Genomic DNA, 25,237 nt, shown 5'->3' with positions numbered 1-25,237 from the left:
GGCCCCCTCTTCTCAGGGGCGCGGTACCGCACCGGACTTCACCAAGGCTGCGGCGGGGTCGGCCAGTCAGCTGGGCCTCAGTTGTCCGCGATGTCTCGGGCGCTCAGCGACAGGTCGTTGGTGGCGGAGAAGTACGGCCTGACGCGGGTACTGCCCCGCTGCGGGTGGTCGAGGACGACCGCCGGCACCACATCCGTCTTCTTGCGCCCCACGATGTCCCCGCCGATCCGGCCCACCGGGACGGTCCCGTCGTCGGTGGACAGCCGCAGATCCCAGAGATCCTGTTCCCTGGTGCGCCGCGCCATGACCTCCTCGTACGGGACGGTGAGGCGGAGGCTGTCGGCGCCCACGGTACGGGCGGGCACGGAGAAGTCGTACGCCCGCTCCGTCCGGGACACCGCCCGCACCGTGACTCCGGCTCCTCCCGCGAGGCCGGCAGCCCCGTGCAGCGCGACGGTGACGGACACCGACCGCTCGCCCGCCTCGATCCGCTCGACCTCGGCGTGGGCGGGCCGCAGCCAGGTGCGCAGGGCGAGGAAGCCGTCGGCGGTGGTGTACGGGATCCACGCGCTCACACCGTCGGGGTCGCGGACGGTGAGCGGTCTTTGGAGCAGTGCCGCCTGCTCGACGAGCCGGGCGGTCAGGCGCTTACGGGTGCCGGAGCCGGTGCCGTGCGGGGCGACGTAGCAGTCCCAGCGGCCCTCGGCGAGGCTGTGCTCGGCTCGGTGCAGGGTGACGCGGGCGCCGGTGTCCGGGGAGTCCGGATCCGGGAGCACGGGGAGGCGGACCTCCCGCTTTTCCGGGTCGCGGCGCAGCCGGAGGACGAAGTCCAGTGGTCCGGCGGGCAGTTCGGCCGTGTCCAGCAGGACGGTCAGTCCGCCTTCCGCTGTCGCGCGGGCGTGTGCGGCGGGCGGTGGGGGGCTCTCCGGGAGGGCGGTGCGCGCTGCCGGGCGGGGCCGGACGGTGCGGCTCAGGCGCCGGATCAGGGCTGCGCCGCCGCCGGTCCAGGTGCGGCGGCGCTTGCGGGACAGTTCGTCGATGAGCGCTTCGTAGCGGCGGGCGATGACGGAGGGCGCGTAGGTCGCGGCCTTCTCCTGGGCGCTTGCGGCCATTGTGCGGCGCAGTTCGGGGTCCGCGACGAGGCGCTTGAGTCCGTCGGCGAATGCGTCGACGTCGCCGGAGAGCGGTACGAGCAGTCCGTCCTGGCCGTCGGTGATGATCTCGCCGGGTCCGTGCGGGCAGTCGGTCGCGACGACCGGGACGCCGCAGTGTATGGCCTCGACGATCGTCATGCCGAAGGACTCCATGTCGGAGGAGACGGCCGCGATCGCGCCCTTGGCCCACTCGGTCTCGATGGGCGACACGGGTCCCATGAGGAAGGCACGGTCGGACAGCCCGAGCCGCTCGATCTGCTCCCGCAGCCTCGCCTTCCTCGGCCCGCGTCCGTAGATCCGCAGGGTCCAGCCGGGATGCTCGGCGGCCACCTCGGCGAAGGCCGAGACCAGCCGGTCGTACCGCTTGACGGGGATCAGACGTCCGGCCGCCACGATGATGCCGGAGTCCAGGGAGGAGGGGAGGACGGCCGGGGTGCGTACGCCGTTGGGTACGCACATGATCCGTGTCGTCACCTCGGGCAGTGCGGCGCGGTACTGCGCGGCGTCCGCCTCGGAGACGGTGACGAAGGCGTCGAGGCTCGCGATGGCTTTGTTCTGGTACTCGCGCAGCGGGTCGCGGTGGGTGGCCAGGCTCAGGTGTTCCTGGCCGATCCGCAGGTAGCGGGGCCGGCCGTCGCGGGCGAGGTAGCCGTTGAGGTCCGGGCGGGTGGCGATCACCACGTCGGCGTCGGTGTCCTTGAGGTAGCCGCCGATGCGCTTGTCCTGAAGCGCCGTGAACGGCAGCTTCGACGTGTACATGGCCGCGCCCGCGCCGGGGAACATCGTGCAGGGCTGCCGGGTGAGTTCGTGCGCGCCGTCGTAGCCCGGGCTGTCCTCGCGCATGTCGATCAGCGAGGTCAGCCGTACGCGCGGGTCGAAGGGGAGCGCCGGTTCCTCCCGTACGCGGTGCACGCTGACGACCTCGACGTCGTGGCGGTCGGCGAACGCGGCCGAGAGGTTCGCCGTGGAGCGGATGGTACCGCCGATTCCGTACGCGTTGTTGATCAGGAAAGCGATCTTCACGACGTTCTCGACTTCACGCGAACAATCCGGAGTCTGAGTGCCACCGAAGAATTCCTTTCAGCAAGCGGAGCCGCTCCGCGGAAACAGCGGCAGGGCAGGCGTCCGCCACCGGAAAACGGCAGCAAGAAAGAAAATCTCCTGGTCAAAGACCCACCTGCGGCTTCGAACCTAGCAAAGCAAGCTGAATTCACACCGAAGTGACAGGCGGTGCGAGGCATACGTTCGACCAGTCGACTGAAAGCGAAAGGGGGCATCTAATAGCTGGGGGATGGCTTCGCTAATAACGAAACCGCCACTGAAGCGCCCCTGTAAGGGGCGCGGGGCTGTGTCGATTTGCGGTTCCGCCGCGATGGGGACCCCCGCTCTGGGGATCCCCCCGCTCTGGGGTCCCCCCAGGCCCTTAAGGCACTGGGGGAGCAGCCGAGAGTGGGGGAGCGAGCAACCACAAACAACCCGCACCCGCCCACCGGGCCAAACCGTTCAAGCCGAGCGCAGCGGCACCGTCTCCAGCAGCTCCCCCGCCATCCGCGCAGCGGACCCCGCCGTCTCCTCCGCTATGCGTCGGAACGTCTCCTGGGCCTGGCGGGCCGGCCACTCCGGGGGCAGGTGCTGGACGGGGAGCCGGGGGTCCGTGCGTATGATCCGCAGCCATTCGGCGACCAGGCGGAGGCGGGTGGCCATGGGGTCGGCGGGGGTGACGCCGGTGCCGCCGGCCCACCGCTTGTCGAAGGCGGCGTATCGTGCCGCGACGCTCTCCAGGTCCCAGCTCTCGCAGATCATCGCGCCGATGTCCGTCGCCTCGTCGGCCTGTGCGTGGAAGATCTTGACGTGGGCGGTGAGGCCGAGTTCGGAGACGATGTCGTGGACGCTGACGCGGCCGGGCGCGATCCACAGCCCGCTGTACAGCGCGCCGAACCCCGACCAGGTGAGCCGCGACCGCAGGTCATGGCGCTGGCGCTGCCAGGACTCGGGAAGGGAGAAGCCGAGCAGCGTCCAGGTGCCGTCCCAGTCCTCGTTGACCGCGCCGTCCCGCCAGATGCGCTGGCCGCCGTCCTTGAGGATCCGTACCGTCTGCGGGGTCAGTCCGAAGAACATCTTGCGGCCCTCGCGCTGACGCCGCAGCAGCCCCCGGTTGACCATGCGGGTCAGCGTGGACCGTACGGCCTGCTCGCCCGTCCCGACCCGGGCGAGTACGTCGATGATGCTGCCCGAGTACACGCACAGCTCGCCCTCGTCGAGTACGTGGTTGCCGAAGAAGGCGAGCACGAGCGACTGAGGGCGCAACTGCGGGGTGTCGGGGGCCTCGGGCGGCGTGTCCGTCGTGTCCAGGTTGTCGTCCTCCACAGCGGTAAGCGTACGGCCGCCCGTGCGCGGGAGGTCACGAGCGGCCGTACGCGCTTGTCACCGGCCGTCGCCGGGATGTGCCAGGTCGTACGGGCGGGGGTAGGGAGCGGGCCGGTACGGGATGTAGCGGGCCGGGGTCGTGGGATCGGCCGCGGCGGAGGTGGCGTTGAGCGATGCCGGATCCGTGCCTTGCCAGCGCCCCTTGTCGAGCCGCTTCTCCAGGGTGTGCAGAGCACCCGACTGCTCGGCCGGGCTGAAGGAGCAGTGGCCGGGGTTGTCGACGTACGCCTGACGCAGGAGCGGTGCCGAGCCCGCGGCGGTGGCGGCCCTGCGGTAGGCGCTCTGGACCTGTACGGGGACGAGGGCGTCGCCGGTGGTGTGGATGGTGAGCTGCGGTTTGCGGAGCTTGCCCGTGAAGGAGCTGGTGCGGCTCATCCAGTCGACGGCGGCGGGGTCGGCGCTGATGCGCGGGGCCCGGTTCAGGGCGCCCAGGTCCTTCTTCAGGGACAGGCCCGCCTCCTTGTACAGCTCGGTGACCTCCTTGTAGACGGAGGACCGGCTGAGCATCTTCGTGTAGTCGACGCCGGTGTTCCAGGACATGTTGCCGCCCGCCCGGCTCTCGGCCTCCTGGCGCCAGCTGAACGCGGGCCTGCCCAGCATCCCCTGGAGGGCCTGGTACTGGTTGGCCTGCTGGGCGTTCCAGTCGTCCGGGGCGGGCTCGGGCTGCGAGGGGTCGTTCCAGCCGGGGATGTTGTGGAGTGCGGCGGCGAGGGCGATGCGGGCGCGGCCCTCGGGCGTGGCCTGGGCGTCGGTGACCGTCTTGCCCATGGTGCCGGCGGCGGCTGTCGCCGAGGCCTGGTCGGCGAAACCGGTCAGCTGGACGGAGGAGCCGGGCGCGAGCAGGGTCTTGAGGGCGAAGACGGGGTCGAGGGTGTTGTTCCAGTTGGCGACGCCGCCGTGGACGAGGCCGCACATGGCGAGCGAGCCGTCGATGCGCCCGGGGTGCCGTTCGGCGATCGCAGTGGTGACGAGGCCGCCGTACGACTGGCCCCAGGCGATGGTGCGCCGGGCCTCGCCGAAGCGGGCGGTGAACACGTCGAGGGTGGCGAGCTGATCGGGTACCGCGTCCGTCACGGCCCAGCCGTTGGTGGCGTACGAGGAGCCGACGAGCGCGTAGCCCTGGTCGAGGAGGAGTGCCTTGGTGGCGTCGTCGGAGGCGTTCTGGCCGGCGAGGGGCAAGCCGGCGGGCCGGTAGCCGTGGCTGAAGAGGAGGACGGTGCCGTTCCAGTTCGCGGGCTTGTCCATGAGGTACTTGGCGCCGGACGGGAGGGTGCCCTCGATGTGTTCGGCGGGGGTTCCGGCGGCGTACGCGGAGGCCGTGGGGGCGGCGGAGGCGGCGAGCAGGACGGCGAGAGCGAGAGCGGTCCGGCGCGTTAATGACGTACGGGCGCGGGTGCGGGTGGGGGTGATCACGAGGTCATCTGCTCCTTGGGTGCAGGGGTGTGGGGGGTGTTGGTTCCGGGCTCGGCGTCGGCCAGGGAATCCCGGTGGGTCTCGCGCAGGAACCACACGGTCAGTGCGGTGACGGTGGCGCCGCCGCACAGCAGCAGGGCGATCGAGGTGGAGCTGCCGCCGTCCGCGGCGACCAGGCTTCCGGCGATCATCGGGGAGAAGCCGGCGCCGACGAGGGTGGCGAGCTGGTAGCCGAGGGAGGCGCCGGTGTAGCGGACGCGGGTGCCGAACATCTCGGTGAGCAGGGCGCCGAGCGGGCCGTACATCATCGACTGGGCGACGCCGTGACCGAGGGCGATGGCGAGGATCAGCAGCCCGGGCGACCCCGAGTCGACCAGCGCGAGCACCGGGAAGGCCAGCGCGGCAGAGGCGACGGCACCGGTGAGCACGACGGGGCGGCGTCCGATGCGGTCGGACAGGGCGGAGGCGCAGGGCAGTACGACGAGGGCGACGCAGGCGGAGACGGTGAGCGCGGTCAGCACCTGCGAGCGGGCGTAGCCGATTCCGGTGGCGTACGCGATCATGTAGCTGGTCAGCAGGGACTGGGCGGTGAAGGCGCCGATGCCGACGCAGCAGGCGAGCAGCAGCGCGCGGGGCCGACGCAGTACGTCCACCACGGGCAGCCGGGCCTCCTTCCGCTCCTTCTTCACCTCGGCGAACAGCGGGCTCTCGACCACCTTCAGGCGTACGAACAGGCCGACGCCCAGGAGCACGACGCTGAGCAGGAACGGCACCCGCCAGCCCCAGGCGGCGAACTCGTCCTTGGGCAGCGTGACGACGAGCGTGACCACGAGCGACGACAGCAGGGAGCCGAGCGGGGCTCCCATCTGCGTGAAGCTGGACCACAGTCCGCGCCGCCGCTGACCGGCGTGCTCGACGACCATGAGCGTGGCGCCGCCCCACTCACCGCCGATGGCGAGGCCCTGGACGACGCGCAGGGTGATCAGCATGACGGGCGCCCAGACACCGACGGTGTCGTACGTGGGCAGCACGCCGATGAGGAAACTGGCGCCGCCCATCAGGCCCATGGTCAGCAACAGCATGGACTTGCGGCCGAGCCGGTCGCCGAAGTGTCCGAAGACGATGCCGCCGAGCGGCCGGGCGACGTAACCGGCGGCGAAGGTGCCGAACGCGGCGATCGTGCCGACGGCGGGGTCGGCTCCCGGGAAGAACAGCTCCCCGAAGACGAGGGCGGCGACGGTTCCGTACACGAGGAAGTCGTAGAACTCGACGGCGGTGCCGAGCAGCCCGGACAGCGCGACGCGTCGCAACTGGCGCCTGGATTCGGGGGATTGGGGTGGTGCTGGGGATGCGGGTGGGGACTGGGGCATCGCGGTCTCCCTTGAGCGGGGGGAGGGACACCGGCGAAGGTAGGCGTAGATTTAGTTGCCGTCAATATTCTGCACAACATCGCAGGCCGGGGCGCGGGAGCGCCGCCGCTTCGGCGCGGCGGCCTCAGGCATCCGCCTTCCGCGCCACCGCGAAGATGCGACGGAAGGGGAACACGGTGCCCCGTTCCCCGGCCGGATACGCGGCACGGAGGGCCGTGCGGTACTCGGCGACGAAGGACTCCGCCTCCTCGCCCAACTCCGTCAGGACCGGGCGCAGCCCCGTCCCCTTCACCCAGTCCAGGACCGGGTCCTCGCCCGTCAGGAGGTGCAGGTACGTCGTCTCCCAGACGTCGACTTCGCAGCCGCGGTCGGTGAGGGCCTGGAGATAGCGGGCGGGTTCGTGGACCGCGTCGTCGTGGCGGAGCGTTTCGGCCAGACGGCTCTTCCAGCGCGCGGAATGGGCGAGTTCGCGCATCAGTCGGTGACTGGGTGCGTCGAAGTTGCCGGGCACCTGGAAGGCGAAGGTGCCGCCCGGAGCGAGGCCGTCCACCCAGGCGGGGAAGCGGGCCATATGGTCCGGTACCCACTGCAGGGTGGCGTTGCTGACGATCAGGTCGTACGGCTCTGTCGGCGCCCAGGTCCCGGCGTCCGCGGCGGTGAAGTCGAGGTGGCCGCCGCCCGGTGTGGGGCCGGCGAGGAGTTCGGCGCGGGCGAGCATCTGGGGTGAGTTGTCGAGGCCGGTGATGTGCGCGGTGGGCCAGCGGTCGGCGAGGAGGCGGGTCATGTTGCCGGGGCCGCAGCCGAGGTCGGCGATGCGGGGCGGGTCCGTGGGCAGGGAGGGGATGCGGGTCAGGAGGTCCACGAAGGGGCGGGCGCGATGGTCCGCGTGACGCAGGTACTGGCTCGGGTCCCAGGTGGGGGCGACTGAACGACCGGCTGCGGGCACGGGTGGGCCTCCTTGAAGCGACCGAAACGGATCTCCAGGCTCACACCCCAACTATCTTGACGTCAAGAGACTTCACATCGACACAACCACTACACTGATCGCCATGGAGGACGAGGTCGATCGACTGGTCGCAGCGTGGCGCCGGGAGCGCCCGGACCTCGATGTGGAGCCGCTGGAAGTGCTCAGCCGGGTGAGCAGGCTGGCCCGACACCTGGACCGCGCACGCCGTCTGGCGTTCTCCGAACACAGCCTGGAGCCCTGGGAGTTCGACGTCCTGACGGCGCTGAGGCGGGCTGGGGCTCCGTACCAGCTCTCCCCCGGCCAGTTGCTGACCCAGACCCTGGTGACGTCCGGCACGATGACGAACCGTATCGACCGGCTGGCGAAGAAGGGCCTGGTGGAGCGCCTCCCCGACCCCAACGACCGCCGGGGCGTGCTGGTGCGGCTGACCGACGAGGGGCGGGACCGCGCGGACCAGGCGCTGGCCGGACTCCTCGACCAGGAGCGGGCGATCCTGGCGGAGCTCAGCACTGCGCAGCGCGGTGAACTGGCCGGGCTGCTACGCCAGTTGACCGCCCCGTTCGACAACATCCCCGGCTAGGTCGACCGGCCCGACCCCGGCACGGCGGGCGAGTGCCACGGCGGCGAGGGTGGAGTGGACGCCCAGCTTCCCCAGCACGTTCTGCATATGCGTACGGACGGTGTGCGGGGACAGGAACAGGCGCTCGGCGACGGCCTTGCGCCCCAGGCCCGCGACCATGCACCGCAGCACCTCGCGCTCACGCGGCGTGAGGGACTCCACGAGCTCCTCGCTCTCGGTGCGGTGCTTGCGGGCGGCGGTCAGCTCGCGCAGCACGCCCGTGAGCAGGGCGGGCGGAAGGTGCGTCTCGTCCCGCAGTACGCCTCGTATGACCGTCAAAAGCCGGGACAGCGAGCAGTCCTTGGCGACCCAGCCCGAGGCTCCGGCCTGCAGGGCGAGGGCCGCGCGGCGCGGGTCGTCCTTCTCGGCGAGGACGACGATACGGACACCGGGCTGGCCCGAGCGGACGCCCGCGACCAGGGAGATGCCGTCGACCAGGCCTTCTTCGTTGTTGTCGTGCACGGGTACGGCCGGGCGGACGCCCGGCACATTGCCGCCCAGATCGGCGTCGACGAGCAGCACGTCGAATCTGCGGCCTTCCGCCGCCGCGCGCTCCATGGAGCGCAGCGCGGCGGGACCGCTGCCGGCTGCGGAGACGTCGACGTCGGGCTCGGCGGCAAGAGCTGCCGCGAGCGACTCGGCGAAGATGCGATGGTCGTCGACGACCAGGACACGGATGCGAACCACTGAAACCCCCACTGGTCGGGGGACGACCGACGCAGGTACGGCGCCCGGAGTGTTCCGGGACCCCGAGGACCCCGGGACGGGGAGCCGCAGCCGCACGGCCGCCGCCGTGCTGGAACTGCTACCCCCACTCCGGGCGTCGTACCCGACTTCTCTCGCCCCCTGATCAACACCGGCCCCCACCGGTGCTGCTCACAGAGTAAGGCCGGGCAGCGGGAGTGGAAGAGGATTTGCAGAACTGATTGTCCGGCACGTTTATGGTGAGGCGTATGTTTCGCATTGAGACAGGAGTCGACAAAGAGTTCAGCAAGTTGCTGCGTTCCCGCCTCCGGGACGCCAACACGGCGGCCTCTCCCGTACTCCGTGCCCTCCGCGGAACCCCCGATGAACGCGAGCTTCCGCTCCACCTGTGGGCGCTGGACGAGCGGGGCGAGCTCGCGGGGGGCCTGGTCGGCCACACCTGGGCGACCTGGCTGCACGTGACGTACCTCTGGGTCGACGAACCCCACCGCGGCACGGGCCTGGGCTCCCACCTGCTGTCCCGGGCCGAACACCTGGCCCGGACGGAACGCGGCTGCGGTGCCGCCCGCCTGGAGACCTGGGACTTCCAGGCGCCCGAGTTCTACAGGAAGCGGGGCTACGACGTGGTGTGCGTGATCCCCGACTATCCGCCGGGGATCACGGAGTACACGCTGACGAAGCGGTTGGGGTGACAGGGGCTCCGCCCCAGACCCCGTTTCGAGGGCCAGCCCCCGAACCCCCGCTCCTCAAACGCCGGAGGGGCTGTTTTCAGCCCGTCCGGCGTTTGAAGCTCAACCCACCCGCCGCGCACCCGCCGAAGGCACCGCCGGAAACACCCGAGGCGCCGTATAGCCCGCCGCCACGAACGCTTCCTCCACCGCCTTGGTGACCGTTTCCGCGTCCGTGGACTCGACGAGGACGATCGCCGAGCCGCCGAAGCCGCCGCCTGTCATTCGGGCGCCCAGGGCACCGGCCTCGTTCGCCGTGGAGACGACCAGGTCCAGCTCCGGGCAGGAGATGCGGAGGTCGTCGCGCAGGGAAGTGTGGCCGTCGGTCAGGACGGGACCGATCGCTCGTACGTCACCCGCGTCCAGCAGCGCGATGACCTGCTCCACACGGTGGTCGTCCGAGACGACGTGGCGCACGTAGCGGCGTACCCGCTCGTCGGACAGGCGGGTCAGCGCCGCGTCCAGGTCCTCGTACGGGAGGTCCCGGAGGAACGGGATGCCGAGCTGCCGGGCGCCCTCCTCGCAGCCCTCCCGGCGCTCCGCGTACTCCCCGTCACCCAGCGCATGCTTCACGCGGGAGTCGACGACCAGCAGCTGAAGGCCTTGGGCGGCCAGGTCGAAGGGGATCTGGCGGATGGAGAGGTCACGGCAGTCGAGGTGGAGGGCGTGGCCCTCGGTGGAGCAGGCGGAGGCCGTCTGGTCCATGATGCCGCAGGGGACGCCGACGAAGTCGTTCTCCGCGCGCTGGGAGACACGGGCCAACTCGGGCCGAGTGAGGCCGAGTTCGAACAGGTCGTTCAAGGCCAGCGCCGTCACGACTTCCAGCGCGGCCGAGGACGACAGGCCCGCGCCCGTCGGCACCGTCGAACTGAGGTGGATGTCCGCGCCCGTCACCGTGTGGCTCGCCTCGCGCAGGACCCACACCACGCCCGCCGGATACGCCGCCCAGCTCGTGTTCGTCCGCGGCGCCAGCTCGTCCACGTGCAGTTCGACGACCGGGCCCTCGATGTCGGCCGAGTGCAGCCGCAGGACGCCGTCGTCGCGGCGCGAGACCGCTGCCACCGCCGTGTGCGGCAGCGCGAGGGGCATCACGAAACCCTCGTTGAAGTCCGTGTACTCGCCGATCAGGTTGACCCGGCCCGGCGCCGCCCACACGCCCTCGGGGGCCGCCCCGTACAGCTCCTCGAAGCCTTCCCGTACGCCCACCTACTGCTCCTTCGACGCGTTCTGCGCGAACGCCCACGCGTCCGCCACGATCCCCGCGAGATCCGCGCGGGACGGGTTCCAGCCGAGCCGCTCACGGGCCGTCCGCGCCGAGGCCACCAGCACCGCGGGGTCGCCGCCCCGGCGCGGAGCGGCCACCTCGGGAATCGGGTGCCCGGTCACCTGGCGCACCGTCTCGATGACCTCGCGGACCGAGAAGCCGTTGCCGTTGCCGAGGTTGCAGATCAGGTGCTCGCCGGCCTTGGCGGCCGTGAGGGCCAGCAGGTGGGCCTCCGCCAGGTCCGCCACGTGGATGTAGTCGCGGATGCAGGTGCCGTCCGGCGTCGGGTAGTCGTCGCCGAAGACGGAGATGGCGTCGCGCCTGCCCTGGGCGACCTGGAGGACGAGAGGGATGAGGTGCGACTCGGGGTCGTGCCGCTCGCCGCAACTGCCGTACGCGCCCGCCACGTTGAAGTAGCGCAGCGACACCGCGCCCAGGCCGTGCGCCGCCGCCTCACCGGTGATCATGTGGTCGACGGCGAGCTTCGAGGCGCCGTACGGATTCGTCGGTGCCGTCGGCGCGGTCTCGACGATGGGGGTTTCCTCCGGCTCGCCGTACGTGGCAGCCGTGGAGGAGAAGACGAGCTTGCGGACGCCCGTCGACCGCATGGCCTCAAGGAGGGCCATCGTGCCGCCGACGTTGTTCTCCCAGTACTTCTCGGGCTTTACGACCGACTCGCCGACCTGCGAGAACGCGGCGAAGTGCAGCACGGCATCGAAGGAGGAGTCCAGCCACTTGGCGGCATCCCGGATGTCGCCCTCGATGAAGGAGGCACCCGCCGGGACGCCCTCGCGGAAGCCGGTCGAGAGGTTGTCCAGGACGACGACCTCGTGGCCTGCCTCCAGCAGATGCTGCGCGACCACGCTGCCGACGTAACCCGCGCCGCCGGTGACCAGGTACTTCCCACTCATGAACTCGCTACCTCTCGCAGTCGCTGGGCCGCGGTCTCCGGCGGCACGTCGTTGATGAACACGCTCATGCCGGATTCGGAACCCGCGAGAAACTTCAGCTTGCCGGAAGTGCGGCGAATGGTGAAAAGCTCCAGGTGGAGCGCGAAGTCGTCACGGCTGACTCCCTCGAACTCCTCCAGCGTGCCGAACGGCGCCTGATGCCAGGCGGCGATGTACGGCGTCGGAGGCTCACCCTCGCCGAAAATCCGGTCGAAGCGCCTCAAGAGTTCCAGATAGACCTGAGGGAACTCTGTGCGGGCGTCCTCGTCGAGCCCCAGCAGGTCGGGCACCCGCCGCTTCGGGTAGAGGTGCACCTCGTACGGCCAGTGCGCGGCGTACGGCACGAAGGCCACCCAGTGTTCGGCGTCCAGCACGATCCGGTCGCCGTCGGACAGTTCGCGGGCGACCACGTCGTCGAAGAGGTTCTCCCCGCCGGTCGCCTCCTTGTGCGCGGCGAGCGAGCGCAGCATCAGGGCCGTACGAGGGGTGGTGAAGGGGTACGCGTAGATCTGGCCGTGCGGATGTCCGAGCGTCACACCGATCTCGGCGCCGCGGTTCTCGAAGCAGAAGACCTGCTCCACGGAGGGGAGATGGGACAGCTCGGCGGTGCGGTCGGTCCAGGCGTCCAGGACCAGCCCGGCCTGTTCGTCCGTCAGATCCGCGAAGGACGCGTCGTGGTCGGAGGTGAAGCAGACCACCTCGCAGCGGCCCGAGTCGCCGGCGAGGGAGGGGAAGCGGTTCTCGAAGACGGCGACGTCGTACGAGGAGTCCGGGATCTCGCTGAGGCGGTCGCCCTCGGACGGGCACAGGGGGCATTCGTTCGCCGGCGGGTGGTAGGTGCGGCCCTGGCGGTGCGAGGCGATCGCGACCGAGTCGCCGAGCAGCGGGTCGCGGCGCACCTGGGATGTGGTGACGGTCGCGTCGAGCGGTCTGCGGTCGACCGCGTCACGGACCGCGTCATCACGCGCGTCGTAGTAGATGAGCTCACGACCGTCGGCCAGCCGGGTCGAGGTCTTCTTCACTGTGGGGCTCCTCTGGGCACACCCATCAAACAGAACTGAACACAACAAACCACAAGTCCCCACGCCAGTCAACATCACAATCAAACAAAGAACCCCATAACGGCTGTTCATTTCTTGAAGCTGGAGGCGTAGCTTCCGCTCTGATCTGTGCACGCAACGAAGCGAGTTCTCATGCAGACCCCCACAAATCTGCCCCCCACACATCTGGCTCAAGAACTCCGACTCCCGACCAACTGGCTCGACTACACGATCTTGGCGATCTACTTCGTCGTCGTCTTAGGCATCGGCTTCGCCGCCCGCCGGTCAGTCAAAACGAGCCTCGACTTCTTCCTCTCCGGGCGCTCCCTGCCCGCCTGGGTCACCGGTCTCGCGTTCGTCGCGGCCAACCTGGGCGCCACCGAGATCCTGGGCATGGCGGCGAACGGCGCACAATACGGCGCGTACACCGTGCACTGGTACTGGGTCGGCGCCATCCCCGCCATGGTCTTCCTCGGCCTGGTGATGATGCCCTTCTACTACGGGTCGAAGGTGCGCTCCGTACCGGAGTTCCTGCTGCTGCGCTTCGACAAGTCGGCGCATCTGCTCAGCTCGGTGCTGTTCGCCTTCGCCGCGATCCTCATCGCGGGCGTCAACCTCTACGCCCTCGCGATCGTCGTCGAGGCGCTGCTCGGCTGGCCGGAGTGGGTGTCCATCGTCGTCGCCGGCTTCTTCGTCCTCGCGTACATCACCGTCGGCGGTCTGTCCTCAGCGATCTACAACGAGGTGCTCCAGTTCTTCGTCATCCTCGCCGCGCTCATCCCGCTCACCCTCCTCGGCCTGAAGAAGGTCGGCGGCTGGGACGGACTGACCGACTCGCTCACGCAGAGCCACAGCGCCGACTTCGTCACGGCGTGGGGCGGTACGGGCATCGGCAACGACAATCCGCTCGGCGCCAACTGGCTGACCATCGTGCTCGGCCTCGGCTTCGTCCTCTCCTTCGGCTACTGGACGACCAACTTCGCCGAGGTGCAGCGCGCCCTGTCGGCGAAGAACCTCAGCGCGGGCAGGCGGACGCCGCTGATCGCCGCGTTCCCGAAGATCTTCATCGTCTTCGTGGTGATGACCCCGGGCCTGATCGCCGCCGCCCTCGTCCCGAACATCGGCACGCCCGACTCCGACCTCACCTACAACGACGCGATCCCCTATCTGATGGAACAGTTGCTGCCGAACGGCGTGCTCGGGATCGCGGTGACCGGTCTGCTGGCGGCGTTCATGGCGGGCATGGCGGCCAACATCTCCTCCTTCAACACGGTCTTCACGTCCGACATCTGGGCGAAGTACGTGGTCAAGGGCCGCGATGACGCGTACTACCTGCGCTTCGGCCGGCTGATCACCGCGATCGGCGTACTCGCCTCGATCGGCACCGCGTTCCTGGCGTCGTCCTTCTCCAACATCATGAGCTACCTCCAGACGCTGTTCTCCTTCTTCAACGTGCCGATGTTCGTCGTCTTCATCATCGGCCTGTTCTGGAAGCGGGCGTCCATGAAGTCCGGCTTCTGGGGCCTGCTCGTGGGCACGACGGCAGCGATGGTGAACTACTTCGTGATCTACAAACAGGGCGTCATCGACATCCCCTCCGACCAGGGCGCCAACTTCGTCTCGGCGATCGCCGGCTTCGTCGCCGGAGCGGTGGTGATGTTCGCGGTCACGCTCTTCACGGCACCGAAGCCGGAGGCCGAGCTCCAGGGGCTGGTGTACGGCACCCGCTCCCCCGGCATGGACGAGCCGCCCGCCGCGGGCGACGAGGCCTGGTACCGCAAGCCGGCCCTGCTGGGCTGGGGAGCGATCGCCCTGGCCGCACTCTGCTACGTCCCGTTCTCCTTCTGACTCCTTCTGAACCAGCGGAGCTGAGGCACCACCATGAGCGACTACGAGTACCAGCACGAGGTCGAGGAACTGGAGCGCAAGTCCGCGACCGCCGCCCGCCTCTTCGACATCCGCCGCATCATCGGCGGCCTCTTCGTGATCTACGGCGTCATCGTCACGATCGCCGGCCTCACGGTCTCGGACGCCGACCTGAACAAGGCGGAGGGCGTGAACATCAACCTGTGGACGGGGCTGGGGATGCTCGGCCTGGGGGTGTTCTTTTTGGTGTGGCTGAAGCTGAATCCCACGCCGCCCCCGCCGGACGTCCCCCTGCCGGACGATGCGGAGCGACGACCCAAAACGGAGTAACACCCCTGCCCGGGGCCGGAGTTCACTCCGGCCCCGGCGGCTCCGGAAGCCGTTCGCTGACCGGTCCCGCCCGGTCCAGCAGCCCCGTGCGCGCCGCCAGGGCCGCCGCCTCCAGGCGTGACCCCACGCCCAGCTTCATCAGCACCCGCTGTACGTGCGTACGCGCGGTACTCGGCGCGATTCCCATACCGGCCGCGATCAGCCGTGTGTCCTCGCCGTCCGCGACCCGGACCAGGACCTCGACCTCGCGCGGCGTGAGCATCTGCAGCAGGCGCTGGCCCTCGTCGTCCGGCTGGGCGGCCGGGTTGAGGAGTTCGCTGAAGGCGCCCTGGAGCAGTTGCGGGGCGACCGCCGCCTCTCCCGCGCGGGCCTTGATGATGGCGCGCTCCACGCCCTCGATGCGTTCGTCGTGCCGTACGTAGCCCGAGGCGCCGGCGGCGAAGGCGGCGGCGATTCCGCGTGGGTTCGGTACCGGACCGAGGACCAGTACCGCCACCTGCGGGCGCTCACGCTTGATCTTCACCACCGGGTCGAAGATGCCCGGCTCGGCGGGCGTCGCCGTGCCGATCAGGCACACCTCCGGTGCCCTGGTGATCACCAGCTCCGCCGCCCCCGCGGCGGGCGCCGCCGCGGCGAGTACGCGGTGTCCACGCAGCTTCAGTGCCGAGGCCAACGCCTCGGCGAGCAGACGGTGGTCATCGACCACCATGAGCCGCACACCCATCGAGCCCAACCCCCCAGTTCCCCCAGGTCCCCAACTGGTCCCCCATGGACAGGAGCCCCCCGGCTCTCCATCCCCGGAAGCTACACGCTTGTTCGACGTTGCGCTTCCCCTACCGGTCAGAAGTGTCCCGGATTGCCGAAATTCCTCGCATTCGCGAGCGAGCGAGGAAACGATCGGGGACAAGACTAGGCCCCGTCCCTGAGCAGGGACGGGGCCTTGATCCACGTAGGGACGCGTTGATCGTCGTACGACCGGAAACGGCCGTCTGCCGATCGCCCTGCGCCCTACTGCGCGCCGAATCCGACCGCCGTGTACTTCTCCGCGTCCAAGGAGGACGTGGGCTTGCTGATCAGGTCCTTGCCCATGAAGAGGCGGCCGTTCGTGTAGAGCAGCTCGGACGTCTTCGGGACCATGCTGCTGATCGCGTTGCGGACCTGCTCGGAGGCCGGGGTCACCAGGAGCGTGGTCTGCTTGAAGCTGCCGCCGTTGATCGAGACGACCTCGGAACCCTTGTCGTAGGGGCCCTGCTTGTACGCGATGATGTTGCCGCCGTCCATCCGGATCGGGAAGATCTCGTAGCCGTCACCGGCGTCGGCGCGGTCGCCCGCCGTCTTGCCGCTGGCCAGCGAGAAGGAGATCACCTCGTTGGTACGGCTGAACTCCTTCGTTCCGTCGTGCTGCTTCGTCGGGACGTAGAGCTTGTCGTTGCCGACGGTGATCCCCTTGCAGTCGTGGACCTTGCCGACGCCGCAGTCGTGCTCGTACCGACCGTCCTCCAGCGTGATCTTCGTACGCAGCTTGCCGCTCTCATCGAGCGAGAAGATGTCCGTGGCGCCCGACGCGGTGATCTCACCGGAGTCCACACCGAACACGACCGGTTTGGTGGAGATCACCTTGGCGTTGTCGAGGCCCGCGGGGAGCTTGTACGTCCACTGGACGCTGCCGTCCTTCGGGTTGAGCAGCTGGACCTCGAACTTCTCCTCGCCGTACTCACCGCACTTGCGCACGGCGACCAGCTGCTCGCCGCCGCGGTAGCCGAGGTCCTCACACGATTCGACCTTCGGCTGCCACAGGATCTTGCCGGTGGTGAGATCGAAGCCTGCGCCGCCGTCGAGTCCCGCGCCCACCGCGACCGTGGTGCCGGTGATGCTGGCTTCCTCGAACTTGGCCTTCTCGCTGCCGTCGCCCACGGACTTGGTCCAGAGCTTTTCGCCGGTGTTCAGGTTGAAGGCCGTGACCTCGCTGCACCCCGGGAACTTGTTGGTCTTGCTGCGCTTGGACGGCTCGGCGATCACCACGGACACACCGTCCTTGGTGACCTCGGGAGAGGCCGCGCAGGTGTGACCCGTCAGCGGCATCGTCCAGGTCTCCTTGCCGGTGGCCGGGTCGTAGCCGATGACCTCGTTGAGGCTCGCCTTGGCGTACACCTTGTCCGTCAGCCAGGAGCCCGCCACGCTCCAGACCTCGTCGTCGGGCACCTCGGGCTGGGGTATCTGGAAGAGGACCTTGGCGCTGGTGCTGGACGGCACCTTCTCGGAGCCGCCCCCGTCGGGGGCCTCCTTGCCCGTGTCGCCCTTGCCCTCCTCGCCGCCGGTGCCGCCGGACGTACCGGAGGCGTCGGGCTTGTCGTCGCCGCTGTTCGTCGACGCGTACCAGACGCCGCCGCCGACGATGAGGCCGATCGCCAGAACGGCCGCGACGATGATCATCAGCTGGGCGTTGAGCTTGCGTCCGCCGCCCGGCGCCTGCGGCTGGAGCGGCATCGTCGAGGGCTGCGGGTAGCCGTACTGGGGCTGCTGGCCCGGGTAGCCGTAACCGGGCTGGCCCGGGGGCTGCGTCTGCGGGTAGCCGTACGGCTGCGGCGGGGTCGTCGGGGGCGGGGTTCCGGGTGCCTGCGGGGGCGGCGGTGCCTGCGGGTAGCCGTAGCCGGGGTTCGGCGGGGTGCCCTGCGGCGGGTTCTGCGCGCCGAACCCGCCCGGCGGCGGGCTCTGCGGGGCGCCGAAACCACCCGGGGGCGGGTCCTGGGGCGCCCCGAAGCCGTTCGGCGGCGGAGCCTGCGGGGTGCCGAAACCACCGGGTGGCGGGCTCTGCGAAGCCCCGAAGCCGTTCGGGGGCGGGTCCTGCGGGGCGCCTGAACCGCCTTCCTGCGGCGGCTGGTTGGGCGGCGGGGGCGGCGGCTGGCTCATGACGGGATACCTCGGAAAAATCGGAGAAGGAAAGGAGAAGGTGCGGGACGGGACGAGCGGCGGGTCACTTGCCGTAGGCCAGCATCAGCTTTTCCTGCGCATCGTCCTTGCCCGTCAGCCGGGTTGTGGAGATGTAGAAGCGCCCGTCCACGTAGTCCACGGCCTTCGAGTAGAAGCCGCTCTCGATGTCCGCGGTGCCCTGCGGGTTCTGGAGCAGCTTCTTCGGTGTGTGGGAGCCGCTCCCCGTCGGGATGGACACGATCCGGCCGCCCGAGTCGTACGACGGCTCGACGTACGCGAGGAGGTTCGTGCCGTCCATCCTCAGCGGCTGCATGCGCTCTTCCAGCGGGGACTTGGTGCGCCACTTCTCCTTGCCGGTCGCCAGGTTGATCGCGACGATCTCGTTGGCGCCGGTCTTCGCGTCGGTCGGCAGGTAGAGGGTGTCCTTGTCGGCCGCGACGCCCTGGCAGCCCTGCAGATCACGCGAGAAGATCGCCCAGCCGCACTCCGGCGCGAAGGACTCGTCGATGTCGACCTGCGCGGTCACCGTGCCGTTGTTGAGCGTGGAGATGTTCCACTGCTTCTTGTCCTCGTTGGTGAGGTACATGACGACGGGGTCGAGGGAGTACACCCGCGCGGCCTGCCAGCCCTTGGGGACCTTCCAGGTCCACTTGGCCTTGCCGGTCGCCGGGTCGAGCTCCTGCACCTCGTCGTGCTCGTTGTCGGAGCCGGCCGCGCAGGACGAGACGGCGACCAGCTTGCTGCCGCCCGCGAACGCGGACGGGAAGCAGGCCGAGCCGTACCTCTTCTTCTCCCACTTCTTGTCGCCGGTCGCGACGTCGTAGCCGACGCCCGACTGCCCGCGGCCGACCACCAACGTGTCGCCGGTGACGGTCAGTCCGACCGAGAGGCTGCTGTCGAAGAGGTCGCCCTCCGGGACCTCCTCGGTCCAGCCCTTCTTGCCGGTGTTGAGGTCGATCTCCATCAGCTGGTTGCAGTCGGCGGTGTCCTTGGTGCCCGCCTTGTACGCGACGACGATCTTGTCGTCGGCCGTCTTCTGCTCGGTGACCGCGCAGATCTCCTGCGGCAGCGTGATCTCGGGCCAGGACGGCTTGCCGTCGCCGACGTTGTAGGCGAAGACCTGCTTGTACGCGGCTTTCACCGCGACCTTGTCGGTGATCCACATACCGGGGGCGTCGGCACCGGAACCGGGCGCGTCGGGCCCCTCCTTGTACCAGAGCACCTTCGATTCGCCCGCCTGGCGGCCCGCGTTGAGGTCCTCGGGGTCCTCGCCGCCGTCGCCGTCACCGTCGCCGGGGTTGATCGGGTCCTCGCCCGGGGTGGGTGGGGCGTCGCTCTTCTTGGCGGCAGGCTCCTTGTCGCCGTCATCGCCGCCGGAGACCGCGAACACGGTGCCGCCGATGACGAGGGCGGCGGCCAGCGCGGCTCCGATGATGATGGCGGGCTTGCCCTTGAAGGGATTGCGCGAGCCGCCACCCGGCGGGGTGCCGGGCGGGCCGGGGAACTGGGGCTGCTGCGGGTAGCCGTAACCGGGCTGACCGTAGGGGCCGGGCTGCTGAGGCTGACCGTACGGGCCGGGCTGCGGGGCGTACGGTCCCGGCTGTCCGTAGGGGCCGGGCTGGCCGCCGTACGGACCCGGTTGGCTGTACGGGCCGGGCTGCTGCGGGTAGCCGTAACCGGGCTGCGGCGCGGGCGGCGTCCCCGGGGCTCCGCCCTGCGGCGGCGTCTGCGGCGCGCCCTGCGGAGGCGGTGGAGCCTGCGGCGGCTGCGCGGGCGGCGGAGGCGTTCCCTGGCCCGGAGGGTTCTGCCCGCCCGGATCCTGTGGAGCTCCGAACCCGCCCTGCGGCGGCTGGTTGGGCGGCTGAGACATCAGCGCGTTCCCCCTTCATCACTGATTTTTAGCCACGCCTAGAAGTACGTAGTGAACACGGACTTGTACTCAGCGTCGTACTCAGACAGTTCAGGCAGTGCTCAGACTGCTCTCAGACGGCCCTTTCTATCACCATGCAGCGCTCGAACTCAGGGCCGGTCCATCCCCTGTTCCCAAGGGAGGACCGGCCCGTGATGCCCTCGTTACGCTCCTTCACGCACCCTTCACGCCTCGTCTGCGAGCTCCAACCAACGCGTCTCCAAGTCCTCGCGCTCGGTGGCCAGTTCGCGCAGGTCGGCGTCCAGTTCGGCCACCTTCCCGAAGTCCGTGGCGTTCGCCGCGATTTGGTCGTGCAGCTTCTTCTCGTTCTGGGAGATCTTGTCCAACTGCCGCTCGATCTTCTGGAGTTCCTTCTTGGCGGCGCGGGCGTCGGCGGAGGAGATGCCAGGCTTCTCGGCCGGGGACACCACGGAGACCCGGGCCGCCACGGACTCCTCCATCCTGTGCCGCCGCTCCAGGTACTCGTCGATCCCGCGCGGCAGCATCCGCAGCGTGGCGTCGCCGAGGAGGGCGTACACCTTGTCCGTCGTGCGCTCGATGAAGAACCGGTCGTGGGAGATCACGACCATCGAGCCGGGCCAGCCGTCGAGGACGTCCTCGAGCTGGGTGAGGGTCTCGATGTCGAGGTCGTTGGTGGGCTCGTCGAGGAAGAGGACGTTCGGCTCGTCCATGAGCAGCCGCAGGAGTTGCAGCCGACGGCGCTCACCACCGCTCAGGTCACCGACCGGCGTCCACTGCTTCTCCTTGTTGAAGCCGAAGGTCTCACAGAGCTGACCGGCCGTCATCTCGCGTCCCTTGCCGAGGTCGACGCGGTCGCGGACCTGCTGTACGGCCTGCAACACCCTGAGGGCGGGGTCGAGTTCGGACACCTCCTGCGAGAGGTAGGCGAGCTTCACGGTCTTGCCGACCACCACCCGCCCGCCCGCGGGCTGCCGCTCGCCCTCGCTGTACGCGGCGTCGGCCAGCGCCCGCAGCAGGGAGGTCTTGCCCGAGCCGTTCACACCGACGAGGCCGATACGGTCGCCGGGTCCGAGCTGCCACGTCACATGCTTCAGCAGCAGCTTCGGCCCGGCCTGTACGGTCACGTCCTTGAGGTCGAAGACGGTCTTGCCGAGCCGGGTGGAGGCGAACTTCATCAGCTCGCTGGTGTCGCGCGGCGGCGGTACGTCCGCGATCAGCTCGTTCGCGGCCTCGACGCGGAAGCGCGGCTTGGACGTACGGGCCGGGGCGCCGCGGCGCAGCCAGGCCAGCTCCTTCCTGACCAGGTTCTGTCGCTTGACCTCCTCGGTGGCCGCGATGCGCTCACGCTCGGCCCGTGCGAAGACGTAGTCGGAGTAGCCGCCCTCGTACTCGTACACGTCGCCCTTCTGCACGTCCCACATACGCGTACAGACCTGGTCGAGGAACCAGCGGTCGTGCGTCACGCAGACGAGCGCCGACCGCCGCTCCCGCAGGTGCTTCGCCAGCCAGGCGATGCCCTCCACGTCCAGGTGGTTGGTGGGCTCGTCGAGGATGATCAGGTCCTGCTCGGCGATCAGCAGCTTGGCCAGCGCGATACGCCGCCGCTCGCCGCCGGACAGCGGCCCGATGACGGTGTCGAGCCCCTGCGGGAACCCGGGCAGGTCGAGCCCGCCGAACAGTCCGGTGAGTACGTCCCTGATCTTGGCGTTGCCCGCCCACTCATGGTCGGCCATGTCCCGGATGACCTCGTGCCGGACGGTGGCCCCGGGGTCGAGGGAGTCGTGCTGGGTGAGTACGCCGACGTGCAGGCCGCCGGAGTGGGTGACGCGACCGGTGTCGGCGTCCTCCAGTTTGGCGAGCATCCGGATCAGGGTGGTCTTGCCGTCACCGTTGCGGCCGACGACGCCGATCCTGTCTCCCTCGGACACTCCGAGCGAGACACCGTCGAGCAGGGCACGGGTGCCGTACACCTTGCTGACGTTCTCGACATTGACCAGGTTGACGGCCATTTCTCTCCTGACGCGGGGATCGATCAGCCTTCCAGCGTAGTCGGCGTCGGCAGCGACCGGCCGAGCACGGTCGCGCCCGGCGCCGGGCCGACCGCCACCCGGGCCGAGCGACAGGTGCCCGAGGTGAGCAGGGCCTGCGCGACGTTTGCCGCCGAGTCCGCGTCGCGGGTCAGGAACGCTGTCGTGGGTCCTGAGCCGGAGACCAGGGCGGCCAGGGCGCCCGCTGTGCGGCCTGTGGTCAGGGTGGTGGTGAGGGACGGGCGCAGGGACAGGGCGGCGGGCTGGAGGTCGTTGGAGAGGGCGGCCGCCAGGGCCGTCGAGTCGCCCTTCGTCAGGGCGTCCAGGAGAGGCTCGGACGCGAGGGGTTCGGGGACCTCGACGGCTTCGTTGAGGCGGTCGAACTCGGCGTACACCGCCGGGGTCGAGAGGCCGCCGTCGGCCACCGCGAAGACCCAGTGGAAGGTGCCGCCCACCTCCAGCGGGCGCAGTTTTTCGCCGCGGCCCGTGCCGAGCGCGGCCCCGCCGACCAGGCTGAACGGTACGTCGCTGCCCAACTCGGCGCAGATGTCGAGGAGTTCGGCCCGCGTGGCCCCCGTACCCCAGAGCGTGTCGCAGGCGAGGAGCGCGCCCGCGCCGTCGGCGGAGCCGCCCGCCATGCCGCCCGCGACGGGGATGTCCTTGGTGATGTGGAGATGTACGTCGGCCGGGCGGCCGTGGCGTTCGGCCAGCTTCTGAGCCGCGCGGGCCGCCAAATTCGTGTGATCCAGGGGGACGTGGGCCGCGTCCGGGCCTTCGCACGTGATGCGCAAGCCGTCCGCCGGGGTCGCCGTGATCTCGTCGTACAGGCCGACAGCCAGGAAGACGTTGGCCAGGTCGTGGAAGCCGTCGGGGCGGGCGGCGCCCACGGCCAGTTGGACGTTGACCTTCGCGGGGACGCGTACCGTCACGCTCACTGCTGCCTGTGCTCCTTGTTGTCGGCCGGCTTCTTGTCGGTCGGTCGGTTCTCCGCGATGCGGGCGAACTCCTCCACCGTCAGGGCCTCGCCCCGCGCCTGCGGCGAGACGCCCGCCGCGACCAGGGCGGACTCGGCGGCCGGCGCCGAACCCGCCCAGCCGGAGAGTGCGGCCCGCAGGGTCTTGCGGCGCTGGGCGAAGGCGGCGTCGACGACGGCGAAGACCTCGCGCCTCGACGCCGTCGTCTTGACCGGCTCGGCGCGCCGGACGAGCGAGACGAGGCCGCTGTCCACGTTCGGCGCGGGCCAGAAGACCTTCCGGCCGATGGCCCCGGCCCGCCTGACGTCGGCGTACCAGTTGGCCTTCACCGAGGGAACGCCGTACACCCTCGAACCGGGGCCCGCGGCCAGCCGGTCGGCGACCTCCGCCTGCACCATCACGAGCGTCCGCTCGATGGTGGGGAAGGTCTCGAGCATGTGCAGCAGGACGGGGACGGCGACGTTGTAGGGGAGGTTCGCGACCAGGGCGGTCGGCGGGGGGCCGGGGAGTTCGGTCACCTGCATGGCGTCGGAGTGCACCAGTGCGAAACGGTCGGCTCGCTCCGGCATGCGTGCCGTGATCGTCGCGGGGAGCGCGCCCGCGAGTACGTCGTCGATCTCGACGGCGACGACCCGGTCCGCCACCTCCAGGAGGGCCAGGGTCAGGGAGCCCAGGCCCGGGCCCACCTCGACGACCACGTCGTCCTGGCGTACATCCGCGGTGCGGACGATGCGGCGGACCGTGTTCGCGTCGATGACGAAGTTCTGTCCGCGTTGCTTGGTGGGGCGTACGCCGAGGGCGGCCGCGAGTTCGCGGATGTCGGCGGGGCCCAGGAGGGGGTCGGGGGTGCTGCTCACGGTGGCCAGCGTACGTGGGCCTCCGGCGGTTGGGCGGGGCGCCTACCGGGTGGGTGGGTTCAGTTCGTTGGCGACTGCGGGCCCGTCGTGGCTGGTCGCGCCCACGCGGCGGAGCCGCAAATCGATACAGCCCCGCGCCCCTGAAAAGCCTGCGGCTTCCCGCGCCCCGAAGACCCGGCGCCCCGAACAAGCCCGGGCCCCGGGAAAGCCCGCACCCCCAACCACCCGCAGCCACCCAACCGCCGGAGGCAGCCCGCAGATCAGGTGTGCAGCCGCCCCCCGCAGTGGGGCCAGGGGCTCGACCCCCTGAGCACGTACAGCTTCTTCGCCCGGTACGTCTGTTCCGCCGCCGACGCGTCCTGTGGGCGCCCGCTGCCGCCGACGCTCTGCCAGGTTCGGATGTCGAACTGGTAGAGGCCGCCGTAGGTGCCCGAGGGGTCCACCGCGTCCGGACGGCCGCTGGATTCGCAGGCCGCGAGGGCGCTCCAGTTGAGGTCGTCGACGTCGGCGGGTGCCGTCGGCAGGGACCTGGTGCCGGTCTTCACCAGCTGGGTGCGGGGTTCGTGGACCACCTCGGAGTCGAGCCGACGCGGCCTGGAGTGGACGCCGTTGACGGTGCGGTGGGCATAGGTGACGCGCCGCATGCCGGCCTGCCCCGCCCGCTCGACGACCTCGGTGCCCCGGAAGAGCGAGGCGTCCAGCGTTCGCAGCACCCCGAACGCGATGGGCTCCTCGCGGACCTCCCTCGTGCGCGTGATCCGCATGACCGTCACCGTCTGCCCGTCGCGCGGGAAGCTGCCGGGCGGTACGGACGTGGTGTCCTGTCCACGCAGGGTGATCCCGGCGCTCTCCACGGCCTCGCGGACGGTCGCGGCGTTCGTACGGACCGTCCGCGCCCGCCCGTCCGCCATGACCGTCAGGGTCCGCTCGGTACGGACGTCGAGGCTGAGCCCCTCCGGCGCGATGCGCCGGGAGCGCGGGGTCGATACGTACGCGCCTTCCGCGCGCACCCCGAGCTGCCGCAGCGCCTCCTCCACCGTGCGCGCCGTCGTCCACACCGTGCGGCGGCGGCCGTCGAGGGTGAGGTGCACGGGCCGTCCGTACCGTACGGCGACCTCGTCACCGCTGGTCAACGGGGTGCCGGGGGCGGGCGCCACGAGGTCGTGGGCGCCCACCTCGACGCCCTCGGCGGCGAGCAGTTCGCTCACGTCGTCCGCGAAGGTGTGCAGGGTGCGGGGCTTGCCGTCGACGGTCAGCTCGATCGCCTTGTCGTCGGCGACGAACGCGGTGGTGCCGCCGGCCAGAAAGGCGACGACCAGCGCCCGCGGCACTAGTCGGCGCACCGCTTGAGGGCGCTCGGCGGCCTTCCGGCGCTGCGCCTCCCGGCGCGCTTCCCGCCGTGCCTCGGCCCGGCCGCCGAAGGGGCGGGGCAGCTCGAGCGTGGGGGGCAGCTGGTGGGGCAGCTGCGGTTCGGTGCCGGCTTCGGGGTGGGTCTCGTACCGCATCTCGTACGCGGGCCTGTACGTGTCCACGTACTCCTGCGGATCCTCAGTGGCGTACGGCTGATCGTTCGGCTGATCGTTCTCGTACGCCGGGCCATACGTCTCGTACTGCGAACTGCTCACGACGACACGCTCCAGGGGGTCCTCCGGATCGGGCGCGGAGAACCTAGCGGAGCGGCCGTCACTCTCCAAGGCGACGCGACTACGTTGTGTCGTCACGGC

20 protein-coding genes are annotated in these 25,237 nt (G+C 70.1%); 4 read left to right on the top strand and 16 right to left on the bottom strand.

What is annotated here, in order from left to right; translation table 11 throughout:
- Positions 1-77: 77 nt before the first annotated feature.
- The 5 genes from OP79_RS25165 to OP79_RS25145 form a co-directional block, all read right to left on the bottom strand.
- Positions 78-2,177 (bottom strand): glycosyltransferase family 4 protein, encoded by a 2,100-nt coding sequence (locus tag OP79_RS25165; RefSeq protein ID WP_033323100.1) that lies wholly within the window; start codon positions 2,175-2,177, stop codon positions 78-80.
- A 480-nt stretch (positions 2,178-2,657) separates the two neighbouring features.
- Entirely contained in the window at positions 2,658-3,521 is an 864-nt protein-coding gene (locus tag OP79_RS25160; RefSeq protein ID WP_033323098.1) for a PaaX family transcriptional regulator, read from the bottom strand.
- A gap of 57 nt (positions 3,522-3,578) precedes the next feature.
- Positions 3,579-4,991 carry an alpha/beta hydrolase family protein gene (locus OP79_RS25155; protein WP_425428608.1) on the bottom strand — a complete coding sequence of 471 codons (1,413 nt, stop codon included), beginning with the start codon at positions 4,989-4,991 and terminating at the stop codon, positions 3,579-3,581.
- Positions 4,991-6,364, bottom strand: a complete 1,374-nt coding sequence (locus tag OP79_RS25150) for an MFS transporter (RefSeq protein WP_033323095.1) — start codon at positions 6,362-6,364, stop codon at positions 4,991-4,993. The genes OP79_RS25155 and OP79_RS25150 overlap by 1 nt, the downstream gene beginning before the upstream one ends.
- A gap of 124 nt (positions 6,365-6,488) precedes the next feature.
- Positions 6,489-7,310, bottom strand: a complete 822-nt coding sequence (locus tag OP79_RS25145; protein WP_033323094.1) for a trans-aconitate 2-methyltransferase — start codon at positions 7,308-7,310, stop codon at positions 6,489-6,491.
- Between the two features lie 103 nt (positions 7,311-7,413).
- On the opposite strand from OP79_RS25145, the gene tamR reads away from it, so the two are divergent.
- Positions 7,414-7,911 (top strand): MarR family transcriptional regulator TamR, encoded by a 498-nt coding sequence (tamR, locus tag OP79_RS25140; protein WP_033323093.1) that lies wholly within the window; start codon positions 7,414-7,416, stop codon positions 7,909-7,911.
- On the opposite strand, the gene OP79_RS25135 is transcribed toward tamR, so the two are convergent.
- The gene (locus OP79_RS25135; protein WP_033323091.1) at positions 7,870-8,637 is read right to left on the bottom strand and encodes a LuxR C-terminal-related transcriptional regulator; all 768 of its coding nucleotides are present in this window, start codon (positions 8,635-8,637) and stop codon (positions 7,870-7,872) included. The two genes, tamR and OP79_RS25135, sit on opposite strands and share 42 nt — an antisense overlap.
- 254 nt (positions 8,638-8,891) lie before the next feature.
- Between OP79_RS25135 and OP79_RS25130 the strand changes: the two genes are divergently transcribed.
- Entirely contained in the window at positions 8,892-9,347 is a 456-nt protein-coding gene (locus tag OP79_RS25130) for a GNAT family N-acetyltransferase (RefSeq protein WP_106972473.1), read from the top strand.
- A 99-nt stretch (positions 9,348-9,446) separates the two neighbouring features.
- On the opposite strand, the gene galK is transcribed toward OP79_RS25130, so the two are convergent.
- Genes galK through galT form a run of 3 tightly spaced genes read right to left on the bottom strand, consistent with a single transcriptional unit; the run spans position 9,447 to position 12,619 of the window.
- A complete protein-coding gene (galK, locus tag OP79_RS25125) occupies positions 9,447-10,589 on the bottom strand; it encodes a galactokinase (RefSeq protein ID WP_033323088.1) in 1,143 nt (380 codons plus the stop codon).
- The gene (galE, locus tag OP79_RS25120; RefSeq protein WP_033323087.1) at positions 10,590-11,558 is read right to left on the bottom strand and encodes a UDP-glucose 4-epimerase GalE; all 969 of its coding nucleotides are present in this window, start codon (positions 11,556-11,558) and stop codon (positions 10,590-10,592) included. It lies immediately after the preceding gene.
- Positions 11,555-12,619, bottom strand: a complete 1,065-nt coding sequence (galT, locus tag OP79_RS25115) for a galactose-1-phosphate uridylyltransferase (RefSeq protein WP_033323086.1) — start codon at positions 12,617-12,619, stop codon at positions 11,555-11,557. The genes galE and galT overlap by 4 nt, the downstream gene beginning before the upstream one ends.
- 171 nt (positions 12,620-12,790) lie before the next feature.
- Between galT and OP79_RS25110 the strand changes: the two genes are divergently transcribed.
- A complete protein-coding gene (locus OP79_RS25110) occupies positions 12,791-14,485 on the top strand; it encodes a sodium:solute symporter family protein (protein ID WP_033323085.1) in 1,695 nt (564 codons plus the stop codon).
- Positions 14,486-14,518: 33 nt separating this feature from the next.
- The gene (locus OP79_RS25105) at positions 14,519-14,833 is read left to right on the top strand and encodes a hypothetical protein (RefSeq protein ID WP_033323083.1); all 315 of its coding nucleotides are present in this window, start codon (positions 14,519-14,521) and stop codon (positions 14,831-14,833) included.
- Between the two features lie 22 nt (positions 14,834-14,855).
- Here the strand turns inward: OP79_RS25105 and OP79_RS25100 are convergent, their stop codons facing one another.
- The 7 genes from OP79_RS25100 to OP79_RS25070 form a co-directional block, all read right to left on the bottom strand.
- Positions 14,856-15,557 carry a helix-turn-helix transcriptional regulator gene (locus tag OP79_RS25100; protein WP_033323278.1) on the bottom strand — a complete coding sequence of 234 codons (702 nt, stop codon included), beginning with the start codon at positions 15,555-15,557 and terminating at the stop codon, positions 14,856-14,858.
- 284 nt (positions 15,558-15,841) lie between these two features.
- Positions 15,842-17,743: an outer membrane protein assembly factor BamB family protein gene (locus tag OP79_RS25095; RefSeq protein WP_033323081.1), complete on the bottom strand. Its 1,902-nt coding sequence runs from the start codon at positions 17,741-17,743 to the stop codon at positions 15,842-15,844.
- Between the two features lie 64 nt (positions 17,744-17,807).
- Complete coding sequence (locus OP79_RS25090) at positions 17,808-19,634, bottom strand: outer membrane protein assembly factor BamB family protein (RefSeq protein ID WP_033323080.1); 1,827 nt, start codon at positions 19,632-19,634, stop codon at positions 17,808-17,810.
- A gap of 224 nt (positions 19,635-19,858) precedes the next feature.
- Positions 19,859-21,664 (bottom strand): ABC-F family ATP-binding cassette domain-containing protein, encoded by a 1,806-nt coding sequence (locus OP79_RS25085; RefSeq protein WP_033323078.1) that lies wholly within the window; start codon positions 21,662-21,664, stop codon positions 19,859-19,861.
- Between the two features lie 23 nt (positions 21,665-21,687).
- Positions 21,688-22,617 (bottom strand): 4-(cytidine 5'-diphospho)-2-C-methyl-D-erythritol kinase, encoded by a 930-nt coding sequence (locus OP79_RS25080; protein ID WP_033323076.1) that lies wholly within the window; start codon positions 22,615-22,617, stop codon positions 21,688-21,690.
- Positions 22,614-23,513 (bottom strand): 16S rRNA (adenine(1518)-N(6)/adenine(1519)-N(6))-dimethyltransferase RsmA, encoded by a 900-nt coding sequence (gene rsmA / locus OP79_RS25075; protein ID WP_051744903.1) that lies wholly within the window; start codon positions 23,511-23,513, stop codon positions 22,614-22,616. Before rsmA ends, OP79_RS25080 begins: the two co-directional genes overlap by 4 nt.
- A gap of 260 nt (positions 23,514-23,773) precedes the next feature.
- Complete coding sequence (locus OP79_RS25070; RefSeq protein ID WP_033323074.1) at positions 23,774-25,138, bottom strand: resuscitation-promoting factor; 1,365 nt, start codon at positions 25,136-25,138, stop codon at positions 23,774-23,776.
- Positions 25,139-25,237 lie beyond the last annotated feature (99 nt).

This window comes from Streptomyces yerevanensis (assembly GCF_000716805.1).
Classification (GTDB): domain Bacteria; phylum Actinomycetota; class Actinomycetes; order Streptomycetales; family Streptomycetaceae; genus Streptomyces; species Streptomyces flaveus.
Note: the sequence above shows the minus strand (reverse complement) of the source record. Positions and strands in the feature narration are given on the sequence as shown.